12 protein-coding genes and 2 pseudogenes are annotated in these 19,818 nt (G+C 60.7%); 10 read left to right on the top strand and 4 right to left on the bottom strand.

All coding sequences use genetic code 11. The features are described 5' to 3' along the window. Positions 1–113: 113 nt before the first annotated feature. Positions 114–263 (top strand): annotated as a pseudogene (locus K369_RS26400) (IS256 family transposase); the annotation flags it as partial. A 672-nt stretch (positions 264–935) separates the two neighbouring features. Here the strand turns inward: K369_RS26400 and K369_RS09050 are convergent. From K369_RS09050 to K369_RS09035, 4 genes are all read right to left on the bottom strand, one after another. Beyond that, on the bottom strand, positions 936–1,886 hold the full coding sequence (locus tag K369_RS09050; protein ID WP_036286335.1) for an AAA family ATPase: 951 nt from the start codon (positions 1,884–1,886) through the stop codon (positions 936–938). Continuing rightward, positions 1,883–2,737, bottom strand: coding sequence for an ExeA family protein (locus tag K369_RS09045; protein ID WP_051948640.1), 855 nt, complete (start codon positions 2,735–2,737; stop codon positions 1,883–1,885). Before K369_RS09045 ends, K369_RS09050 begins: the two co-directional genes overlap by 4 nt. Beyond that, the gene (locus K369_RS09040; RefSeq protein ID WP_036286332.1) at positions 2,734–4,182 is read right to left on the bottom strand and encodes a DDE-type integrase/transposase/recombinase; all 1,449 of its coding nucleotides are present in this window, start codon (positions 4,180–4,182) and stop codon (positions 2,734–2,736) included. The genes K369_RS09045 and K369_RS09040 overlap by 4 nt, the downstream gene beginning before the upstream one ends. Positions 4,183–4,269: 87 nt before the next feature. Next, entirely contained in the window at positions 4,270–4,842 is a 573-nt protein-coding gene (locus tag K369_RS09035) for a hypothetical protein (protein ID WP_036286329.1), read from the bottom strand. Between the two features lie 36 nt (positions 4,843–4,878). Between K369_RS09035 and K369_RS27125 the strand changes: the two genes are divergently transcribed. The 9 genes and pseudogenes from K369_RS27125 to K369_RS25510 all read left to right on the top strand — a co-directional run bounded on the left by K369_RS27125 (position 4,879) and on the right by K369_RS25510 (position 19,638). Beyond that, entirely contained in the window at positions 4,879–5,370 is a 492-nt protein-coding gene (locus tag K369_RS27125) for an SEC-C metal-binding domain-containing protein (protein ID WP_036286326.1), read from the top strand. A gap of 96 nt (positions 5,371–5,466) precedes the next feature. Continuing rightward, entirely contained in the window at positions 5,467–7,533 is a 2,067-nt protein-coding gene (locus K369_RS09025; protein WP_051949163.1) for a hypothetical protein, read from the top strand. Continuing rightward, positions 7,530–8,393 carry an OmpA family protein gene (locus K369_RS09020; RefSeq protein ID WP_036290016.1) on the top strand — a complete coding sequence of 288 codons (864 nt, stop codon included), beginning with the start codon at positions 7,530–7,532 and terminating at the stop codon, positions 8,391–8,393. The genes K369_RS09025 and K369_RS09020 overlap by 4 nt, the downstream gene beginning before the upstream one ends. Then, on the top strand, positions 8,390–9,688 hold the full coding sequence (locus tag K369_RS09015; protein ID WP_036290014.1) for an EH signature domain-containing protein: 1,299 nt from the start codon (positions 8,390–8,392) through the stop codon (positions 9,686–9,688). The genes K369_RS09020 and K369_RS09015 overlap by 4 nt, the downstream gene beginning before the upstream one ends. A gap of 8 nt (positions 9,689–9,696) precedes the next feature. After that, positions 9,697–12,792, top strand: a complete 3,096-nt coding sequence (locus tag K369_RS09010) for a DEAD/DEAH box helicase (protein WP_036290012.1) — start codon at positions 9,697–9,699, stop codon at positions 12,790–12,792. Positions 12,793–12,976: 184 nt separating this feature from the next. After that, a pseudogene (locus K369_RS09005) lies at positions 12,977–13,360 on the top strand (aldo/keto reductase); the annotation flags it as partial. 346 nt (positions 13,361–13,706) lie between these two features. Then, positions 13,707–15,830, top strand: coding sequence for a DUF6538 domain-containing protein (locus K369_RS09000; protein WP_156967812.1), 2,124 nt, complete (start codon positions 13,707–13,709; stop codon positions 15,828–15,830). A gap of 106 nt (positions 15,831–15,936) precedes the next feature. Continuing rightward, positions 15,937–16,977 carry an IS110 family transposase gene (locus tag K369_RS08995; RefSeq protein WP_036286117.1) on the top strand — a complete coding sequence of 347 codons (1,041 nt, stop codon included), beginning with the start codon at positions 15,937–15,939 and terminating at the stop codon, positions 16,975–16,977. A 450-nt stretch (positions 16,978–17,427) separates the two neighbouring features. Beyond that, the gene (locus K369_RS25510; RefSeq protein WP_084570589.1) at positions 17,428–19,638 is read left to right on the top strand and encodes a P-loop NTPase fold protein; all 2,211 of its coding nucleotides are present in this window, start codon (positions 17,428–17,430) and stop codon (positions 19,636–19,638) included. Positions 19,639–19,818: the final 180 nt, after the last annotated feature.

The raw sequence follows: 19,818 nt of genomic DNA, 5'->3' as shown, positions 1-19,818 counted from the left end.
CGTCTTCTTGGCGAGCAAACACTATCCCTTGGCGAACAGGTTCGCTCGGCGCAGTCGGGAGTGTCAGGAATTTCGTGTGTGGGCGGGCATGATGGAGAAGAAGGAGATCCTCCATGGCCCGACGCAAAGAGCCCCGCATCCCTGACGCGCTTCTGGACCAGTTGCTGGCCGGCGCCGATCCCAAGACGACCTTCGACCCGAACGGCCTGCTCGACGATCTGAAGAAGGCGTTGGCCGAGCGCGCCCCCAACGTCGAGATGGATCACTCGTCTTCTCGGCGATGATAGGCCGCCGGAGGCCATGCCGAGGATCTCGATTTCGACGTTGCCGCCAATCAGCCACAAGGCCGAATTCGGGAATACGAAGTGAGTTACGGGAAGACGCGCCAGAGAAGCGCCAATCCCCGACTGTATTCAGCATTATATCAGAGCAATTCAGTTCATCTTCCAATGAAAATCTCGCTTATAGAATCGTCATTACAAATGCTATAAAATATTTTTGTTCGCGACGACGCCGCTGAGTATCTCTGCGACAAAAACCTGAACAGCACCTCTACGATCGGCAACACGTGGCCGCAACCCGTCGTCACAATCCGATAGCCTTGGTCCCGCCATCACACTCCTCGCACTCGACGCTCATTCTCGATCGCCGAGAATCGTATGTTGCTTCAAAAAGACGGATATGCGTATGGGTTGATAACACGTCGGATTCGTGGGCGGAAAGCAGCGCATTTAATAGTGGATGAGCCGGTGAGTGTGATCACGGTTTCTGATGTCGTGCTCATCAGGCTTTTTGATGGGCTTCCCACTTCCGCTTCCCGCACGCTGTAGGGGTGGTGGGAAGCGGAAGTGGGAAGTCAACGTCTGAGTGACTTGAGAGGGCATGCGGCCACAGCGGGGCTGATTTGGTTGCGGCCGTTTATCGCGGCGTATCACTCAGCCCGTGGCGAGGCGATAGCCGTCCGTCGATTTGACGATGCGGCCCGCGGCGGCCATGGCGGCCAGACGCTGATAGAGCGTGGTGGTGCGCACGCGGCACAAGGCGCGCAGATCGGCAAAGGGCTGCGGCGCGCCGGCTTCCGCGAGGGCCGCGACGATGCGCTCGTCGATCGAGCGTGCTTCTGCGCCCTGTGCGGGTTGTGGCCTGCCGTCCACGACCTCGAGGGCGAGCGCGTCGGCGCGCTCGGTGAGCTCGAGCCTGATGGCGGGCATGGCCGACGCGGCGCGGTGCTCGACGGTCAGGGTGAGCGCGTCGCCGTCTCGGCGGAGATAGAGGTTGGAGTCGCCCCAGGCATGGAACTCTGAGGAACCACGTAGGCCTTGGCCCGCACGCATGCTGCTCGCGTTCTTTCTCGCGTGGTGGACGAGGATCACGGCGAGGCCGTGACGGCGTTGGAGCTGACGCAGGAACGCCAGCAGCGGCGCCACTTCGCCGCTGATGTTTTCGTCGATGCGATGCAGGCGCACGAAGGGGTCGAGGATGAGCAGGCGCGGCTCCAGCCGCGCGATGGTTTCCTCGAGGCTGGCGCGATCGGCGTCGAGATCGAGGCGCAGCGACGGGGCGGTGATGACCTGGATGTCGAGATCAAAGATGGAGAGGCCGGCCGCAGCGCCGATGCCCTCGATCCGGCGCCGGACGATGTGCGCCGCGTCCTCGGCGGCGTATAGCAGGACGCGGCCGGGCTTGGGTACGCCAAATCGCCTCAGGCAGGGCGCGCCGCCGGCGACGGCGACGGCCAGATCTAGCGCGAGGAAGGATTTGCAGCATTTGGGCTCGCCGCCGATGATGCCGACCGCTTCTTGGGACCACAACCCCGTGACCAGCCAGTCCTTGTCTGGAGGGCGATCGGCGAGCTGATGGGCGGGCGTGACGGGAAGCGGCGTCATCGTCTACGCCGAGTTCCGGCCGCAGTCGAGAGCGGGGCGGGCGGAGGGGCCATGGCGCAAGTCTCGAAAAACAGCTTCTCGTCGATCTGTCGGGCGTCACGCTCGGCGGCCGTCGCGAGCAGCTCGCCCGCAAGCGTCATGAGCGCGCGCAGATTGCCCTGGGAGTGATCGCAGAGGGTCACGATCAGCTCCGGGGTCATCAGCGTCGTCGCGCCGGCCTGCTGCAAGGCGTGTCTGAGACAATCCTGCAGCTCCTGCGGCGTCGCCCGGTCGATAGCGAGGCGAACTCGGATGCGGCTGCCGAGCGGGAGAAGCTCGTCGGACCGCAGACGCTCCACGAGCCGTCCGTCTCCCGCCAGAACGACGGTCAACAGAATATGGGAATCGAGTTTTGCCGAGGACAGCAAGCGCAGCTCGCTCAGGACGAGCGGCAGCATCTCCTGGGCCTCGTCGACGATCAGGACGGGCCTATTGAGAGAGTCGTCGATATGAGCCTGCCAACGCTGTCGCAGGTTCTTGGCTCCGCCCCAGCGGTTGTTCGGGCGAAGCTCGACGCCGAAGAGATCGCCCATCTCGCGATAGAAGTCGCCGATGCCGGCCTGGGGACGGCTGATCACGCCGACCTTGACGTCGCGCTGCGTCGCCAGATGCTCGGCCAGGATGCGCAGGGCGGCGGACTTGCCGGCGCCGGGCGAGCCGGTGACGAGGGCGAAGCCGCCCTCCTCGGCGAGTTGCGCCACGCGCCAGCAGAAGGAGCGCAGGCGCGGCGTGGCGAACAACGCTTCGGTCGGCGCGCCCGGCGCGAAGGGGTTCCACTTGAGGCCGTAGAGCGCCAATAGTTTGGGGTTCAAGACTCTTCTCCTTCGTCCTTGGGCAGGTAGGCGGGCGGCAACCCCGTTGCAGCCCGCTGCTCCATGAGCTTGGCGAGCAGTGGCGCCATGCCACCGGCAGGCTTGATGGCGATGGGCTCCGCCGCGATCGGCTCCAGCGACCGGCGGCGCCCATCGGCGTTCTTGGTCTTGTCCTGCGGGAACAGCCGGCACAGCACCGCGCCGGTTTGCGCGTCGACGAGATGGACCCAGCCGAGGTCCCAGCTGGCGAAGCGGACCTCCAGGCGCGTGAGGTGGCGGTAGCGGTTCGGGGCCTCGAAGCGGCGGCCCTCGATCAGGAGGCTGCCGTCGCTCTTGCGCAGCGTCCGCTGCTCGGTCCTCGTGAAGGCCAGCTTGAGGCTCGCGCTGTCGGGGCTCGGCCGCGTCACCTCGGGGCCGGCGAGAAAACGCGTGACGGGCGCCTCGCCGATCTCCGAATGGATGTTGCGGTTGTACTCGTACTCGACCCAGGCCTGCGTCGCCTCGTTGAGCGTCGCCAAGCTGAGGTCCTGCACATCCTCCAACATGGCCATCAGCCGGCCTTCGACTGGACCCCAAAACGCCTCCTGCTTGGCGTTCTGATAGGGGCTATAGGGGAGCGTCGTCTGGTGCAGGACTGCGAGCCGGCCGAGGCCCTCGCGGATCTCCGCCGCAGTCATCGCCGCGCCATTGTCGCTCATCGCGGCGCGCGGCAGGCCGCGCTTCTGGATCGCCTGTGACAGACCATGCGCGACGTTCTCGGCCGTCTCCGCCAAATACCATTGCAGATGACAGGCGAGTCGCGAACGGTCGTCGAGAATGCCGAGCAACATTGGCGTGCGCCACTCGCCACGCGGCGTCAGCACCTTGCGCGAGCCGTGATGGAAATCCCAATGCCACAGGCCGTTGACATATTCGGCCTCGTAGCTGCGGACCTCGCGTTGCTCGAGGCGCGCCTCGGCCCGCAATGCGCCCGCCGTCAGCCGCGAGGTGAGCGGCCGGCGTTTGTCCAGACCATTGGCCCTGAGGAAGCGAAGGACGGTCGCATAAGACGGCACGGGTTGAAGCTCGGGCCGACTCGAAGCCAAGGCGACCAGATTGTCCCAGTGCAGCCTGACGCTCCAGCTCTTGTGCGCAGCGTATTGGGCGAGCAGCGCCTGGCGCAGCGGCACGCCGAGCGCTGTCTGCTGGCCGGCGTCCTGGCGACGTTTGCGGCGCAGGACGGCGATAGGGTCCTGACGCTCTCCGAGCGCCCGATAATACCAGCGCTCGATCGTGGAGGCGCCAAAGCGCACCGGCGCGCCGGTCGTTGGATGGCGCCATTCGCGCGCCGCAAGCTCAACGAGCGCCGAACGGAGCGCGCCCTTCTCGGGCGGCGCAGCGAGAAGCTGCCCGATCACCGAAAAGCGCAGCTGCGCCCATTGCTCGTGCACCCGCCCTTTCGCCATGCCGACGCTCCTTGGAGTGGACTGGCGGACGGTAACGGCGGGGCCGTCGACCCGCGACGGGCGTCTTCTGCGGGCCGACGAAAACCCTCATGCAGCGAGCATCGGCGCGGCCCCTCCGGTGATCGGCAAAAGCAATCGCAGCAGCGCGGTCAGTCGTTCGGCGGTGGCGCCGGAAAAGCGATCCAGGAGCGCCGTCGGCAGCTCCTCTCGGGCGACGGGCGGCATGAAGGCGGCCGCGGCCACCCTCCAGAACGGGCTTGCGGCGAAGACATCGCGCCACCATTGGCGCCAGCGCTGAATCGTGTTGCGGCTTGCGCCGACAAGGTTGGAGAGCTCGCGAACCGACGCCGCCGCGCCATTGCGTATCGCCGAAACCAGCACGACGACCGCGCTGAGAAACACCTTGCGCCCGAGAAACCGGAACGACGAGGGCGTCGCGCGCTTGCGGCAGTCCTGCACAGCGCAGCAGAAGCTGAAGCGCAAATTGTGGTCTGCGCCGAGCCCGGCGGGACCGCCTCTGGGCTTGCGCAGGAAATTGCCTGAATGAAGCGCGCCGCCGCAGCGCGCGCATCTCACCTCGCGCGCCCTCGCCGCAAGATCGCGGTCGAAGGCGAGGAGAAGCTCGTGGAATCTGGCGTCCGCCAGCAGGGACCGATACAAGGGATGCCTCGTTCTTGTTCGAGAGTGAAAGCCGCGATGGCCAAGATCGGACGCAATGACGCCTGCCCCTGCGGCAGCGGCAAGAAGTACAAGCACTGCTGCCTCGCCAAGGATGAAGACGCCGAGCGCGCCGCCCACGCGGCACGCGACGCGGCCGACCGCGCGGCCCGTGTCGCGGCCGCCGAATTATGGAGCTTCGACAGCGACGAGGATATGGACGATGAGCTGACCGTGGCGTCGAACGCCGTTGTCGATCTCGTGCACGCGGGCGCGCTCGATGAGGCCGAGCGCGCCGCCCGCGAACTCCTCCAGCGCTTTCCTGACATGCATGACGGTTATGATCGCCTGGGCATGGTCTATCAGGCCAGAGGCGAGGATCGGCAAGCGGCCGACTGCTACCGGAAGGTCATCGACATCATCCGCTCGCACAAAGAACAATACGACGCCGAGTTCGAAACCGTCTTCCACAAGCTCATAGAGCAGCTCGACCCGCCAATCGCGCCTCCACACGAGAGTCAGTCTTCCTGAAATCACGATGAGTGAAGGGCTCGACTCGCAGCCCATCACGTATCCTGCTCAAAAAACCGGGTTCATGCCCTCATTTTGTCCGCGCACGCTCACCGGATGATTGATATTGTGGCGCGCCTCGGGACTTCGGTTCGAGACCTGGTTCTCAATTTTGCGTCTCTCCTGAAATTCGAAGCGGCGCCGGGCATAGCGACCCTGTTCCTTGTCGTGGGGCTGGTCATAGCGGCCATCGTCTACTGGCGAAAAGCGACATCTCGTCGCAACGCAGTACTTTGGCTGAACGGACTCATCCAACAAGCGGACGATGAAGCAGCCTTCGGCCAAATGATCGCCGATGTCGATCATAGAATCCAGACGGAAGCAAAAAGCGAGGCTCGTCGCCATATTGCCATCGCCTGGCGCGAATATCGGGAAACGCTAGTCATCCACAAGGAGGACGGGGTCAACGTTCTGAGAAATTCAGTGCGCCCGTCTGTCTTTTTCAATGCAGAAGAATTGCACTTCGGGGCGGGAGGTTGGCGGACAGCGCCTGGGCTTTTTGTCAGTATAGGGCTCCTTCTGACATTTCTCGGCCTCATTGCAGCCCTGAGTTCTATGGATTTAAACGGCGGTGAAAATATTCAGAAGTCTCTCAAAGAGCTTCTGACGATCGCGTCCGCCAAATTCATCATGTCTCTTGCGGGTCTTTTCTGTTCTATTATATTCACGATCGTTTTGCGGCGAGGTATTTCTGTCGTCGAGCAGGCGTTGCACAACCTTTGCGCCTCGATCGAAGAGCGACTGAAATTCATAAGCCTCGAGGATCTCGCCGTCGAGCAATTGGCCGCCACAAGAGAGCAGCGCGATCATTTCCGGACGATTGGCCTCGAGCTGGTCGCCGAACTGGGCCGCCCGCTTCGTGAGGAACTTCCCGCGGTCATCGCGGCCTCGATTGGTTCGGCTATTGAGCCGCTCATGCAACAAATGGGTCAGGCGAGCGCCGATGGTATGGACGAGATGGTGAAAGGTCTATCGGCCCGCTTCTCCGACGATGTCGGGCGCGCATTGGCCAAAGCGAGCGACAGTCTCGTCATTGCGGGCGATCGGATCGCGGCCCTATCGGACAGAATGGATCAGAGTTCGGGACGAGTCGGCACAGAGATCGACGCCGCCGTGGTACGCTTGACACAAACTCTCGACGATCTGCGCGTTTCGATGGACGCCACGGCCCAGACAACTTCCGGCGCTTTCACCCAGGGCGCGGAGCAATTGCTTTCGGTCATGAATCGGACGCTTGAAGGCATCCGCGACAACACCGGCGAGGGATCTCGCGTGCTGAGCGAGGCCGCCGCCGACATGCGCGAGGCGGCGCAACGCTTTCGCGCTGAAATCGAAGCCGCCGCGGCGCATGGACGAGAAGCCGCTCAGCAGCAGATCGTCGTCGAGGGGGACGCCGCCGCCAAAGCCATCAAATCCGCCGGCGACACAGTCGTCGACGCCGTCGACCGAACGACGAGGGAAATTTCCGATAAGACCGAACAATTCGCTCAAAAAGCCGCGCAGGACCTATTCGCTCCGCTCGAGCAGGTCACCGGGCAGCTCGGCGCGCTCGTGGGCACGCTCTCGGAAGGAGCAGCCGAAATGCGCCGCTTTTCCGACGGCGTCCGCGCCGGGGCACAGGCGGGCGAACAAGCCGCCAGCAGCTTCAGGACGGCGTCGCAAGATTTGACCGCCGCCGTTACGCCGATCCGATCGGCGAACGAACGTATCGAGACCGCGATCGCACAATTGCAGGACAGCACGTCTCACGCGGCCAGCACAGTCGTCCGCTCGTCCGAGGAAACCGCCCGCCACGCGGCTGAAACCTTGGCCGCGGCAAAGGAGGTTCTTGGAGGCGAGACCAGAGCGATCGAAGCGGCCCTGGCTGGTCTGCGCGATATGCTGAACCGCATGAAAGACCAGGGAGATCGCCTCGACGCCCAGACAGGCCGCCTCGACGACATGGACGCAAAGCTCGACAAGGCTTTCGAGGAATATACGAGTCGGGTGGCCATGGCGGTCGAAAGCCTGTTCGGCCACGTCCGGAAGATGCAGAATGAATTGAGCCCGGCGCTCGATACTTTGCGGGCTATTGTCGAGCAGGCGGAACAATTCAGGCCGCAAAGCGGCAGGAGGCCGCTGTGAGAGCCGTTCGACGGCGCCAGCATGAGGACGAAGAAGAATCCGCCTTCGTGTCCATGACGGACATGACGGTAAGCTTCCTTTTCATTGTCATGATTCTTCTTGCGTTTTTTGCTTCCCAACTCAAGCCGGACAGCGTCTCGCGCAAGGACCATGATCGCGTCGTCAACGAGCGCAACGCGCTCCGAGACGAAGTGAAAAGCCTAAAGGAGCAAGTGGAACGGCTCAAGAACAATCCGATAGAGACCTATCTCGGAGCGGTGGCGGCGGAGCGACGGCGTATCCTGCAAGACTTACAATCAAAGCTGCGGACCGACTTTCCGGACTTGCAAGTCGTGATCAGCGAAGAAATGGACGCCCTTCGTTTCAAGGGTGACGGTCTCTTTCCGACAGGCTCGAGCGAATTGCGACCCGACAAGCGCCGCATCGTCGAAACGATTGCGGCGCGCCTCGGCGAGGTGCTGCCCTGTTACACGCTCGGCCGTCTCTCTTCCTGGAACAACGGCTGCAACGCCGCCGGCGCGGCGATCGAGGCTGTCCAGATCGAAGGGCACACCGATTCGGACGGGCAGGACAATAACAACCTCACACTGTCCACCAGCCGCGCCAACGAGACCTTCTTCGCGATGTTGAAACGCGAACCGACCCTGGTCGAGCACCGCAACAATCGTCAGCAGCCGGTCCTTTCTGTCGCGGGATATGGCAAGATGCGTCCTGTGGCCGACAACCGCACGACGGAGGGCAAGGCCATGAACCGTCGCATCGATCTGCGCATCATCATGTATTCCCCACGCTCTATCGATGAGATTCGGAAAGTGCAGGACGATTTGCGGAAAGGCGTCGCCGCGGGAGGGGCCAGATGAAATTCGCAGCGCCGCCGGATCTCAATATTCTGGCTCTGCCTGATCTCAATTTACTGGCGAGCAGCAAGAATCACATTGTCGACCGATGGCCCGACGTCGTCGCCACGCCGCATGAGAAAGACCGAGAACGTCTTGTTCAGGAAATGCTTCGTCGTTGGAACGCCGATCAATGGGATGACACGCCCATGTCATTCGTCACCTCCGCGGCGGTGGCGCTCTTCGACCCCGAGCGACGAAATCGCTCCGAACTGTTGGAGCTTCGCGAATTTTATTACGCCGAAATCGAGGCGTCGACGAAGCACACATTTCTCGATTCCATGCTGTCGGTTTATCTCGGTTCCTATCAGCCAGGAGCCGACCACACGAAGCGCCTGGCAAAAGCGATGACACGCGCTCTCCCGCGCGTCGGCTCCGCGGGAAAGCAGCTCGTCGAAAACATCCCTGAAACTCTCGATCCTGCCCGAGCGCCTGCGGCCATCGCCACGAAAATGATGGGCATGGAGGTTTGTTGGAACGAACTGAAGGAAATCGGTCTGCGCAGCCCGCATGCGCCGGGCGTGATGGACCATGCGCATCTCGCCTTTGTCGAAAAGATGCGGCCTGCGCTGAAAGGCAGGACGGGATTGGAGCGGCTATTCGCCTGGTTGAAGCCGGCCGGACAGCAGGCGAGAATGTCCGGCGCCGCAGAAGCAATCACGGCCGTCATCGAGCCATGGTTGAAACAAGATCCGCCGCCGAACGATCTCGCATTCATCACCGAAAGCCTGCTCGGTCTTTACGGCGACCCTCGGGTTGACGGCGGCGGCGCCTGGGCGGGTGCGCCCAAGGCCCACCTCGATATTCTCATGCGTTGGCTCACGGGCGAAAACATTCGATTTTTCCTGGATGTGGTTTCGGCGGTCGAGGTAAGTCACATGTGGGAGCCTCGCCGCAAATTCTGGCTCGGTCTTCACGAGCAGAAGCGGGTAGATGCAGCCTGGGTGGCGTTCAGCGGCAGCGGCGTCGAACTTGCGACCAAACGGCTGCGTTCCAAGGGCTCCCGAGGCGCTCTGGCCTTCGGACGGCAGACCGCAGGCGGAAATCGCGCGGAGACATCTTTGTTGATTTTGAAAATCGGCAAAAAGATCATCGTCGAAGGTTCGCACGACTACAAAGTTCATGTTTTCGAAGAAAGTAACAAAGGCGCGCCGAAACTCTACCAGCTGGAATATGATTGTGACCTGATCCTGCGCAAAAGCAACTCGGCGAAGTCTCATCGTGGAAACTGGCAAGGCTGGGTCTTAGAACGAATTTAGAGGTTGACATGTTCGATTTTCAATTCGACAAGACAGGCGTTCACCTCACCCTGAAGCGGCCTCGCGAGGGTCTGCTGAGCCGCCTATTATCGCACGAGAAAAAGCGCGACCTCACACGACTGCCCCCGGCCGACCGCGAGCTTCTCATTGCTGTCGCCGACCTCAGGGCGCTTGCAGGCGACACTCCGGACGAGCTGAACATCAGCGCCGATCACATCCGCCTCTCTCACCGCCTCGCGGCGGGGCTATCCGGCGAGGCGGCGCATATCCTCGGCCTGCCGCAGATCGTCGACCTCACCCTGAAGACAGATGCCGAAGGTCTTGTCGGCACGCCAAACTTCCGGCTCAAAGCGGAGTGGTTCAGGCACGGTCAGCGGCAGGCGCCCCGGCGAATAGGTTCTATCCTCGAGACATCCGACGGTCCGCGGCGTTTGCCGTTGTGGCTTCTCGACGCGCTCGATGTCGCCGAATCCTTCCCGCCTGGCGGCGGTGATGTCGATCATTGGGGCGCCTTGGCGAGATTTCGCCAAGCGCTCGATCCCGGCGTGCGCGTTGGAGATGCGAGTCACGCGGCCAAAGTTTCGATGACCGATTTTCTCTCCGGCCTCCAGGTGCGCATGGCCGATCGTCTCTCGATCGCTTCGAACGGCGTTGGCGATGACTTCGACGTGCTGCCTTTTTCGAGCAGGCGCATCAACGACGCCGGAGACGATGCCGTCGTCTCCGAGAGCGACAGCGAGCTTGACGGGCCGGATCTCGGCGTCTTTCAACGGCGAGTTCGAGAGCGCGGCGGACTGCCGGCCTATCGTTTACGACCGGGCAGTTTCCTCGTTATAGACCGATCAGCTTTGCCTGCCCTCGATGTGATGGCCGAAATGCAGCGCGCTCCGAAAGCCGAACGCGAAGCGTTTATCAGAAATCCACGCCCTCGCATCACGGAAGCCGTCGAGGCGGCGCTGCGGCGCGACGGCAAGCTCGACAATCTGAGCCCCGAAGCGGAAGAAGAAGCCATCGAAGCCGCCGCCGGTCCCCTCTTCGTCGAGACGCGCGAGTTTTCGGAACGCGTCACAGGAATTGCGCTGTTTCAGAAGCCGACCATCGATGGCTTCAAAAACAGCGAAACGACATGGATGCCTGAAGAATTTGCGCGTCGGGTGGCGGAGGCGCTGGACGATCTTCCGACGGAACGATTGGAGGGTTTGCGTGACGAAGTCCGTGCCGCAATAGAGCGTGGTCAGGAGGCCGTTTTCCTCGACGATGTCCCGCTGCCGGCTCGTCCGGAAACGCTCACGACAATTGATGCGCATCTCGACAGAAAAAGACAGACGCAAGACCAGACCGACGACAAGCCACTCCAGGACAAAGGGCCATATGTCCTCGACGGAAAGAAAAACTTCGAGCAACTCGAATGGTTCTCGAAGCTGGATCCCCGACACCCGCTCATTCCCGCCAGCCCGCCGACCTCCATTCGCACGCCTCTGAAGCAGCATCAAATCGAGAGCTTCGAGTGGCAAGTCGATGCGTGGCGCGCGGGCCTCCCTGGCATTCTCAACGCCGACGAACAGGGGCTCGGCAAGACGCTTCAGACAATCGCCTTTCTCGTCTGGCTGAAATCGCACATGGCGCAGCAAGGCGCAGAGCAGCGCGGCCCCGTGCTCATCATTGCGCCGACGTCGTTGCTGGAGAACTGGGAACAAGAGGTCGCTCGTCACGTCGAGGAACCAGGTCTCGGGCATCTCATTCGTCTCTATGGAAGCGCAATCTCCAGCCGAAAAATTGCCGGAAAAGCCGGCCGCGACATCGACAGCGGCGAAACGAAGCTCGATCTCGGATTCCTGACAGAGGCAATCGAGGAAGGCCGCGCCCACCGATTCTGGTTGCTCACGACGTATACGACGCTGACCAATTACCAGCATTCACTGGGTCGTATTCGCTTCAGCGCGCTCGTCTTCGACGAGATTCAAACGCTGAAGAACCCGACGAGTCTTCGCGCGCAGGCGGCGCTTTTCATGAAGGCGGACTTTCGTATCGGCCTTACGGGCACGCCGATCGAAAATAGCGCCGTCGACCTGTGGGCCGTCATGGAACAGCTCTCGTCGGGAGCGCTCGGGACTCTCGCGGAGTTCCGCGGTCGCTATGGAACGCCTGACGGCGAAAATATGAACGAGTTGCACGCGCGCGTTTTCAAGTCGGCAGGCGAACATCCGGCGCTCGCCATTCGTCGCATCAAAAACTTGGTCGCTAGCGATCTACCCAAAAAGACACGACGCCTCCATCCCCGTCTTATGCCAGAAGACCAAGTTATCGCCTATGACGACGCGAGGTTGAAACTCGCTCAAGGAGGCTTGGGCGCGGCGCTGAAAGCTCTGCATCACATACGCTCCGTGTCCGTGCATCCTGGCTTGCACGTGCAGGCTTCCGCCAGCGATTTTGTCAGCGCTTCCGCGCGGCTAGCCGCCACATTCGACATCCTTGCCGCCATCGCTCGGAAGGGAGAGCGCGTCCTCGTCTTCATCGAGCATCGTGAGATGCAATATCGGTTCATCGAACTGGCCCGCGCCGAGTTCGGCCTGGACAGGATCGACCTAATCAATGGCGATACGCCTATCCGTCAGCGACAGGCGATCGTGAATCGTTTCCAAAGGCATCTGGAGCAAGATCAGGGATTCGATATTCTCGTTCTCGGCCCAAAAGCCGCCGGCGTCGGCCTCACGCTCACAGCGGCCACGCACGTGATCCATCTATCCCGATGGTGGAATCCGGCGGTCGAAGAGCAATGTAACGACCGCGTACATCGCCTCGGACAAACACGTCCAATATCTATTCATCTGCCGATGGCGATACACCCCGGCTACCGCGAGAATACGTTCGACTGCCTCCTGCAAAGCCTCATGCAGCGAAAGCGAAAGTTAGCGGAATCGGCCCTCTGGCCGGCAGGCGATTCAGAAACGGATGTCGCCGAGCTACGGCAAATGTTACACGGCGAGAAATCGGATGACGTGCAAAACGCTGTGCGGTCGGCGATCGAACGTCTATTCCTCCGAGACGAGATGCCTCCACCCGTTGAAGAGTCGGATGGCTCCATATTATTGCCCGAAACGTGAGCCCATCCGGCAGCGCTCAAGCATCCGAAATACGTCAAAAAACAAGCATGCGTCTAAAACGCCCGCAAATGGCCCTCCTGACGCCACGAGTGTGCGGATGAGGAAAACATCATCTCGGGCAACGGATGCCCTTTATAGGTCAATCAGACGGGTCGAAATTGAAACAGCGTTCCGAAAATGTGATCTCCATCACCAAAAGGCGCTTCAGTGTGTGACGCCGGTGGCGGCGGAACGCGGTCTGCGCATCATCGTCGGCGGCTCCTACAGCTCGGACGCGCTGGTCGGTGGTCCCAATTTCAAATATGCGCCGGCGACGCCTGCCGTTCTCGACAAGGTGGCGCGGATCAAGGCGATCGCCGACGAGCACGGCGTCGGCATGAAGGCGGCCGGGCTGCAATTCTCGCTCGCTCATCCGGCGGTCGCGGCGGTGATACCCGGCGCGAGCCGTCCGAGCCGAATTGCAGAAGATCGCGCCGCCATGGATGAGATCACTCCGGTGGGGTTTTGGCACCGTCTGCGCGACGCCGGCCTCATCAACCCCGCCGCGCCAACTCCTGCCGCACGATGATCTGCGACGAGGCTCGCCGGCTCAATCCGAGCCAGCCATGCGCGCCATTCGCCGCCGCGACCATTTGGGGACCGAGCCGACCGATCGCACTCTGTCTCAAAGATAGCCGCGGCGGATCAAAAATTGCGTCGCGGCGCCAGCGTGCTACAAATGCGCGTGACACCACTCGGCCAACATCGCCGGACGTGATGCGACGCCAATGACTTGCGCATTCTGGCGCCCGGGGGCAGTATCCTCCCGCCCCAGCCAGAATTCCGCAAATAATTGGAATCGCTAGAAAACCGCCTCAGCTGGGGCGCGTTTCCACATCCGTGTGACACATGGCTGGTACACCACGGAGATTTTCGTGCCCGCCATACCCCATGTCGTGCGTCGCGGAGCGTTCTATTATTGGCGGCGGCGACTGCCATCGGCGCTTGCGGAATCGAGAAATTCTGCGACGCTGATTCTCGGCCTGCGCACCAGCAACCCCGGGAGAGCGCGCTACCTCGCCGGCCAGATTTCCGCGCTCGCCGATCGTTGTTTTTTTCCGGCCGCCATGACCAGTCGCCTCTCGCAGCAGCAAATTCAGAAGGTGTTCCGCATCGTCTTCACGCAGCACCTCGACAAGCTCGAGGCCGTGGCGGCGCGCGAACGCACGGAGAACGATTTCGATCCCGAGAAGAGCCGCCGCAGCGAGCGCGTGATGGGGCACGTCTATCGCCTGCTCGAGACGCGCGGACGCGCCGCCGCCGTCGACGAGCGCTCCGCCGCGCAAATGGCGGCGCAGGGGATGGGGCCGGACGAGATCGCCGAGATCGCCTTCATGCTCGATCTCATGCAGCGCCAAAACGTCGCCGCCGAAAAGCAGGAGCGGCTCGCGACGCTCGTCGAGGAGGTCGGCGGCGAGCCCAATCCGATGAATCTCGCGCTCGCGCAGGAGACGGTCTACCGGGCCTTCGCCGAGGCGAATTTTCAGTCGGAGCGCCGGCATGACGGCGTGCGCGTCGAGATCGAGAAGACCATCGCCGACATTCTGAAGGATCACGCCAAGGCGCCCCGCGACTCGGTCGATCACGCCGAGACGAGGCTCGTCGTTGCGCCCCTCGCCTCATCCCCGATTGTGGTCCCTCGAGAAGCGGCCGCGACGGCCGAAGGCGCCCGAAACGAACATGCGCCGCCGCCTGCCGACCCCGCGCCCACGCCGAGTCCCGCCAAGGCGGCGAGAACGAAGCCGTTGACGCTCGACGAGCATCCATTCGTCGTGCTCGCCGAGGGGGTCATCCAGAAGAATGCGGACGCCAAGGCCTGGGACACGAAATCCCAGCGTCAGGCGCCTCAGATTTCGCGGCTTTTCGCGAGGCTCCTCCTCGAGCAGGGCGTCGTCGAGTTCGAAGACATCCACCAGAAGCACCTGGGCGATCTCGACGACCTCTTCGGCGCTGTCGCCAAGAGCTACGGCCGCAGCCCGCGAGACAATCACCGGACGCTCGATCAGCTTCGCGCGATCGGCGCGGCCAAGCCGCCATCGGAGCGCGGCTTGGTCGCCGGAACGGTCAATCGGCATTTTTCATTTCTGGGCCAGGTCCTCGCCCATATTCGAAGCCGCGGCCACAAGCTCGACCGGGACATCGACATGACGCTGATGCGTCGCAAGTCCACGGAACGCGGGCGCACGAAGCGTGGACTCCTGACCGAAGCCGACGCCGGCGCCATCTTCCGCCTCGCCTTCTTTATCGGCTGCGCCGGTTGGAAAGACGACGAGATATTGATCCCCGGCCCGCACGTCTTCCACCGCGCGCTGTATTTCGCGACGCTCATGCTCCACTACACCGGAGCGCGGCGCGAGGAGATCTGCGGCCTCTCCGTCCGTGACGTGGCCTACGTCGACACGGTGATCGACGGCAAGTTACAACGCCTCCACTATATAAAGATCAGAACGAGCGAAATTCGGCGCATCAAAAATCTGTATTCCGAACGCTCGGTCGTTCTGCACCCGGAGCTCATCCGCCTCGGCTTTCTCGATTATGTCGCGGCCGTGAGAGCACTCGGCTATGAGATGGTCTTCCCCGATCTCAAATCGCCGACATCCTCGTCACCTCTGGGCGATCGGCTCTATGACGAGCTGATCGACGGGCTGCACCAAGCCATTCCCGACGCCAAGGAGCGCAAGAAGGTCATCCATTCGATGCGCAAATCTTTCGGCAATTCATTGAAGCAGAAGGGGATTCATAGCGAGATTCGGAGCGACATCATGGGGCATTCGGGCGCCACCCCGACCGAGGAAATCTACTGCGATGCGATCGCGCTCGCCAACATGCTGCCGAGCATCATGAAGATTCCGATCGTGACGGCGCATCTACAGCCTCACCCGATCCGCCTGCTGCCATGGGTGCAGGACAAGCTGCGGCCGCCATTCTCGCGGAAGCGGAGGGGGACGGATGGCGCGGGTCCGGGACGCAGGCGGGCGAGAAAAACGAAGGGAGAATGAGATCGTTCGGGATCCAGAGCTGACCCTGCGCCTCTACTTTTATGGAATGGCCCGCCCCTCCTTCCGGCGTAGTAGGCTCGCCGGCGATAGAACGGAGGGATTGGTCATGAAGACGAAGGTTTCCGTGCTCGGGATCGACATCGGCAAGAATATTTGCAGTCTCGTTGGCTTCGACGCGGCCGGGACGGTGGTCATGCGGCGGCGGGCGACGCGGGAGACGCTGATCGGCTTGGCAGCGAAGCTGCCGGCCTGTGTCGTCGCGATGGAAGCGTGCTGCGGCGCTCATCATCTGGGGCGGGTCTTCGCGGCTCATGGCCACGAGGTTCGGCTGATGTCGCCCGAATATGTTCGCCCCTATGTGAAAGCGCAGAAGAACGACGATCGCGACGCTGAAGGGATCGCCGAGGCGGCGACGCGGCCGACCATGCGCTTTGTGGAACTGAAAACGCAGGATCAGCTCGACATCCAGACGTTGCATCGGTCTCGCGACCGACTGGTCGGCGAACGGACGGCGCTGATCAACCAACTGCGGGCGATCCTTCTGGAGCGCGGAATCGTCGTTCCCAAGGGTAAACGTCATCTCGCGGATTATCTCGCCGTCATGCTGGACGAAGGGGGCCGACACACTTTGAGCGACCGGATGTACAGGCTCGTCGACGACGCTCGCACGCAATGGCGCGAGCTGGACAAGCGCATCGCCGCCTTCGACGCGGAGTTCACGGCTTTCGCCAAAGAGAACGAGGACGCCCGGCGACTGGCGACAATACCGGGCGTCGGCGCCCTGATCGCTTCGGCCTTGTTGGCGGCGATCGGAAAGGCCGAGACGTTCGAGCATGGTCGCGATCTTGCGGCCTGGCTCGGCCTGGTCCCCCGTCAGGCGACGACGGGGGGCAAGCCGAAACTGCTCGGGATCAGCAAGCGGGGCAACCGATATTTGCGCAGGCAACTCATCCATGGCGCGCGGGCGGCGCTCCCCCATGTCGCCAAACGCGACACGTCGCTCGGGCGGTGGCTGACGACGCTGCTCGCCCGCGTGCATCAGAATGTCGCGGTCGTCGCCTTTGCCAACAAGCTGGCGCGGATCTCCTGGGCGGTGCTGCGGCGTGGAGAAACATTTGCCGACAAGGAGGCGATCCTGGCGGCGTGAGACTGGTCGTTCGGCGCATGTGCTGCTGATCGTCCGACGATGTTTGCGGGTGGTGGATCGAAAGATGGCCTGACTGATAGTCGAACGGCGTTCTGGAAACCTGGTTCAAAAAACGGCGTTCGACGCCGAGACTTTTATGAGGACCGGAACGCGCGTATCTCCATCTTGGCCGGGGGCTCGCCCCGAGGCCGGATACGTTGACGCAGACCCATCAGAAGGCGCTCTCGATAAAACTGCTTGCAGACGGGGCGGGCCATACGTTTTTGGGGAGCGCCGCGAGACCATAATAGCCAAGATTAAGTAAGTAATGTAATATCAATCTGACCTCTGATCGCCTGAAAAAAGCAAGCACTCGGATCTACCGCAACCAAGTCAATTGCAGCACCCCCTGGACTAGCCGTAGAACTTGACTTCACCTCAAAACGTCTTTAGCAACGTGGTAAAATAAAAATGGAAGCAGACCAAAATCATTCGATCATAGGAGACCGGGCTCTTAGCTCAGGCGACGAGGATAGGCTTGGATTTCGTGAGGTTGCTAAGCGGCTCGCTATTTCACTTGTGGACCATGCATCCGAAGACGGTCTTGTTATTGGGATCGAAGGAGCCTGGGGCTCGGGGAAGTCGAGTCTTTTATTCCTGATTGAAGACGAATTTAGAAAGCTTCCAGAGGACCGGCAGCCGACAGTAATAAATTTCCGGCCTTGGTTGATAGGCAATCGGGATGCGTTAATCACGAGCCTGTTCGGCGAACTCGCTAACAAGCTTGATCAAGTCGCCCTAAGCGCGGGCGACGTGCAACCTATATCGGTTACAAAGGCCAAAAAAGCCGCGGAAGCGCTTCGAAGTTTTGTGGGCGTTTTGAGTAAGGCGGGAGCCGCGATCGAAGTCGCTGGCAATGCCTTGGGATTGGCGTCGGTCGAATTGGCTGGTAAGGGCGTCAAGGCAGCAGGAGAATTAGCGAGTGGGAAGCAGGCCCCACCTCCGCTCTCTGACCTCAAAGACAAGCTAGGTAAATCGCTTCGCGAACTCGGCCAGCGGTTCATCATTACCATAGACGACGTAGATCGGCTTGAGCCCGCAGAGGTTATTGAGATATTGCGGCTTGTTCGCTCCGTTATCGACCTCCCTAATATAATCTATTTGCTCTGCTATGATGGCGAAATTCTTGCGCACAGCATCGAGAAAGCAGTCGGCGTAAAGAATGGTCAATCATACCTGCAAAAGATTGTTCAGCTGACCGCGATGGTTCCGAAGCCGGAGCAATTGCAACTGCGCCAATGGTTCTCTGACGAATTACACCTGATCGTTTCAGCAAGTGATGAAGATGAACTCTCAAGGCTAAAGACTGTAATAGACTACGAGGGTGGCCGACAGTTGCAAACACCTCGCTCGGTCGTACGAACTCTCGATTCGATCCGATTTTTTTGGCCGGCGCTTCGTGAGGTAAAAGCCGATCTCGCTGACTTCGTGTGGCTTCAATTTATCAAAGATGGAAATCCAAACCTCTATCGCTGGATCGAGGATTATTGCTCAACTGCCGCCGTGCTCTCATTGGGCATAGCCCGCGTAGAGGAAGCAGAGAAGAAGCAGAAACTCGAAGCTCTACACAATATGGTGCCACCCGGTCATTTTGACGACCTGATATATCGACACAATTTTGCTGAGGCTCTTCCGGGCGTTGAAGCGGACTATTCCGACGATGGGAACTCGTTCAAAATTTTCCAGAAAATAAGTACCCGTGAGCGTGACGATAATATACAAAAGAGGCGGCTAGCAAGCCCAGATCACTACAAGCTTTACTTTGCTCTGATTGGGCCGTCACATGCGCTTGCCCTAGACGACGTTACATCAATGTGGTCAGCTGCTGAACACAGCGCTGAAAAAGCAGGAGATGAGCTGCTAAGACTTCACAACAAACATGCAGCTGGCTCCCTAACCAAGGCTGACCTTTTGCTAGACCGTATAAGTGGTAGCGCATATAAAATATTATCATCTCAGCAATGCGAAAATATGCTAATAGCACTATCACAGATTATGGATACGATGTATCGAAGCAACCCTTTCGATCTGTTTTGGGTCGGGTCGATATGGGATCGGGCACAGCAGCCGATTCCATTTCTTCTCCTCCGCCTTGAGCCTGATCATCGTGGTACTGTGATTGAAGCGATGTTTAGAGAAGGACTGGCGATCGGTTGGCTAACATCATTGCTTCGGCGCGAGACGTTTTCTCAAGGTCGAATAGACGAGAGACAGCGGCGTCCTGACGGGGAGTGGCTATTTACGAATGAAGAACTGGATTTGATAACCAAAATAATGCTAAATCGCTATCGGATGATGTCTATCTTGGACGTGTTTGCCTCGCCTCACCCAATAAGCCTGCTTTTCGCTTGGCGCCAAGGGGGTGATGAAATAGGGCCACGTCGGCTCCTCGAAAGCAATATTATATCTGATGAGGGTTTTATCGAGACACTTGAACACATGATGACTATCATTGACAGCAGCGATCTAGGCAGGTTCAAAGTTCTAAAAAAAGGCAACATTTCTCCATTTATGGATTTTGATACGGCTAAACGAAGACTTTTCGCTCTTGAACAGCAAAATGGACTTGGAGAGCGCGCAAAACTGCTGGCAGCAGCACTCGACGATGGAGATAACTATTAGGGAAGTCTTGTTTAAACCTTACACGCCGAAAGCTCCAGGACGATTGACCTTTTGGCCCTCGGTTCGTTGCGGACGCGGGTTCGAATCAACGCCCCTCCCGGGCGGCGCCTCACGGAAATTCGACCCGCGCCACCAGCCTCGCTTTCCCCTCCCCCGAGATACGCCGCCATTGCGAACAAA

The sequence above is a fragment of the Methylosinus sp. PW1 genome (assembly GCF_000745215.1).
Lineage (GTDB): Bacteria > Pseudomonadota > Alphaproteobacteria > Rhizobiales > Beijerinckiaceae > Methylosinus.
The sequence above is the reverse complement of the archived record's forward strand: the minus strand, read 5'-3'. Positions and strand labels throughout refer to the sequence as shown.

Bases quoted from the DNA above. Each gene is read 5' to 3' on its own strand.
- K369_RS09025 (WP_051949163.1), top strand. From the start codon at position 5,467: ATGATTGATATTGTGGCGCGCCTCGGGACTTCGGTTCGAGACCTGGTT.
- K369_RS25510 (WP_084570589.1), top strand. From the start codon at position 17,428: ATGGAAGCAGACCAAAATCATTCGATCATAGGAGACCGGGCTCTTAGC.
- K369_RS27125 (WP_036286326.1), top strand. From the start codon at position 4,879: ATGGCCAAGATCGGACGCAATGACGCCTGCCCCTGCGGCAGCGGCAAG.
- K369_RS09040 (WP_036286332.1), bottom strand. From the start codon at position 4,182: ATGGCGAAAGGGCGGGTGCACGAGCAATGGGCGCAGCTGCGCTTTTCG.
- K369_RS09050 (WP_036286335.1), bottom strand. From the start codon at position 1,886: ATGACGCCGCTTCCCGTCACGCCCGCCCATCAGCTCGCCGATCGCCCT.
- K369_RS09015 (WP_036290014.1), top strand. From the start codon at position 8,390: ATGAAATTCGCAGCGCCGCCGGATCTCAATATTCTGGCTCTGCCTGAT.
- K369_RS08995 (WP_036286117.1), top strand. From the start codon at position 15,937: ATGAAGACGAAGGTTTCCGTGCTCGGGATCGACATCGGCAAGAATATT.
- K369_RS09010 (WP_036290012.1), top strand. From the start codon at position 9,697: ATGTTCGATTTTCAATTCGACAAGACAGGCGTTCACCTCACCCTGAAG.